General features: G+C 72.8%; 2 protein-coding genes. One reads left to right on the top strand and one right to left on the bottom strand.

The features are described from left to right. On the bottom strand, nucleotides 1-375 hold a 375-nt coding region (gene yaaA, locus SACHA_RS0115580), incomplete at its 3' end, for a peroxide stress protein YaaA (protein ID WP_019811203.1). Between the two features lie 225 nt (nucleotides 376-600). On the opposite strand from yaaA, the gene SACHA_RS0115575 reads away from it, so the two are divergent. Then, nucleotides 601-2,349, top strand: a complete 1,749-nt coding sequence (locus SACHA_RS0115575) for a proline--tRNA ligase (protein ID WP_019811201.1) — start codon at nucleotides 601-603, stop codon at nucleotides 2,347-2,349. Nucleotides 2,350-2,507 lie beyond the last annotated feature (158 nt).

Below are 2,507 nucleotides of genomic sequence, written 5' to 3'. Positions count from 1 at the left end.
GGGGACGGGGTCGTCCGCGCGCACGACCCCGAACAGCGCCGAGGCCACCGCGAGGCGTCGGCCCGCCCGGTCCCGGTCGGCCCGGTCCATGCCGTCGACGTCGAGCGCGTCGTAGAGCACCCCGGTGTAGCGGCGCACGGCGGGCATCGTGGGTGCCGAGTACAGTGTCGCGTTGCGGTCGACCTCGCCGGACTGCCGCTGCGACAGCTTCAACGCGGCCAGACTCGCCGGGACGTCGGCCGCCAGCTCCACCAGCGCGTCGGCCAGCTTGCGGCGCAGCGGGGTCAGCTCGGGCAGCGACAGGGCGTCCAGGTCCAGCGGGGCCCCGTCGCCGCCGTCGGCCTTGGTCTCGGACGGGGGTAGCAGCACGAGCACGACCGCGAGCCTAACCGGCGTCCCGGTGCCGGTCCGGGCGTGGTGTACCGCGGCGAAATACCGGTTGCGGCAGCTCGCGCGGCGTTGACTACCCTTCGTCCATCAGCGCTTTTCCCGGTGCGGGTACCCGCCGAGCACGCGCGACCCCGTGGCGCTCGGCGCCGACCGTCGCCACGCCGCGACACGAGCAGCTGCCACGCCGCAACACGAGCCTAGGAGAACACCGTGATCACCAGGATGTCGTCGCTGTTCCTGCGCACGTTGCGGGAGGATCCGGCGGACGCCGAGGTGCCCAGCCACCGGCTCCTCGTCCGGGCGGGCTACGTGCGCCGGGTCGCCCCCGGTGGGTACTCCTGGCTCCCGCTCGGGTTGCGCGTGCTGCGCAACATCGAGGCGGTGATCCGCGAGGAGATGGACGGCATCGGCGCCCAGGAGATCCAGTTCCCGGCGCTGTTGCCGAAGGAGCCCTACGAGGCCACCGGCCGGTGGACCGAGTACGGCCCGAACGTCTTCCGGGTCGTGGACCGCAAGGGCGCCGACTACCTGCTCGGCCCCACGCACGAGGAGCTGTTCGCGCTCACCGTCAAGGGCGAGTTCAGCTCGTACCGGGACTACCCGGTGATGCTGTACCAGATCCAGACCAAGTACCGGGACGAGGCGCGCCCCCGGGCGGGCCTGCTGCGGGGCCGCGAGTTCGTCATGAAGGACTCGTACTCGTTCGACCTCGACGACGCGGGCCTGGCCCGCTCGTACGCCCTGCACCGGGACGCCTACCTGCGGATCTTCGAGCGACTCGGGATCGACTACGCCGTGGTGGCCGCGACCTCCGGGGCGATGGGCGGCTCGGCGTCGGAGGAGTTCCTCGCCCTCGCCGACAGCGGGGAGGACACCTACGTCCGCAGCACCGCCTCCGACTACGCGGCCAACGTCGAGGCCGTGGTCACCCCCGCCCCGCCGGAGCAGCCGGTGGCGGACAAACCCGCCGCGCAGGTGCACCACACCCCGGACACCCCCACCATCGACACGCTCGTCGAGTTCCTCAACGACGCGAACCTCGGCCGCACCGTCACCGCGGCGGACACGCTGAAGAACGTGCTGGTCAAGACCCGGATGCCGGGCGAGGACGAGTGGACGCTGCTCGGCGTCGGCGTCCCGGGCGACCGCGAGGTCGACATGAAGCGGCTGGAAGCCGCGCTCGAACCCGCCGAGGTGGCGCTGCTGGAGGAGGCCGACTTCACCGCGAACCCGTTCCTGGTGAAGGGCTACGTGGGCCCGCAGGCGCTGCTCGCGAACGGGGTCCGCTACCTCGTCGACCCGCGCATCGTCCGCGGCACCGCCTGGATCACCGGCGCCGACAAGGTCGACCACCACGTCGTCGACCTGGTCTGCGGGCGGGACTTCACCCCGGACGGCACGGTCGAGGCCGCCGAGGTCCGCGAGGGCGACCCCTCCCCGGACGGGCAGGGCGAACTGGTCACCGCGCGCGGCATCGAGATCGGGCACATCTTCCAGCTCGGCCGCAAGTACACCGACGCCTTCGAGGTCGACGCGCTCGGCCCCGACGCGAAGCCGGTCCGCATCACGATGGGCTCCTACGGCATCGGGGTCTCCCGGCTGGTGGCGGCCGTCGCCGAGCAGCACCACGACGACCTCGGGCTGGTCTGGCCCCGCTCGGTCGCCCCGGCCGACGTGCACGTGGTCGTGGCGGGCAAGGACGAGGAGCTGTTCGCCGGTGGTGAGCGCCTCGCGGAGCAACTGTCCGGGCACGGTGTGCGGGTGCTGCTCGACGACCGCCGGGCCACGCCCGGGGTGAAGTTCGCGGACGCGGAGCTCGTCGGGGTGCCGACGATCGTGGTCGTGGGACGCGGGCTCGCCAAGGGTGTGGTGGAGGTCAAGGACCGGGCCACCGGCGACCGCGACGAGGTCGCCGTCGACGACGCCGTTTCGCACCTGCGGGAGCTCGTGCGCCGGTAACCTCCCCCGTATGGGGTGGTTCGATCGGCGGCAGCCGGATAACCCGTACGGGTACGAGGACAGGGCGGCGCTCACCGGCGTCGGCGGCTACGAACCCGCCGACCCCGCCGACGCGACCCCGCGGGAGTGGCGGACGGACCCGGTGACCGCTCCGGACG

It is taken from the genome of Saccharomonospora halophila 8, assembly GCF_000383775.1.
GTDB lineage: Bacteria > Actinomycetota > Actinomycetes > Mycobacteriales > Pseudonocardiaceae > Saccharomonospora > Saccharomonospora halophila.
Note: the sequence above shows the minus strand (reverse complement) of the source record. Positions and strands in the feature narration are given on the sequence as shown.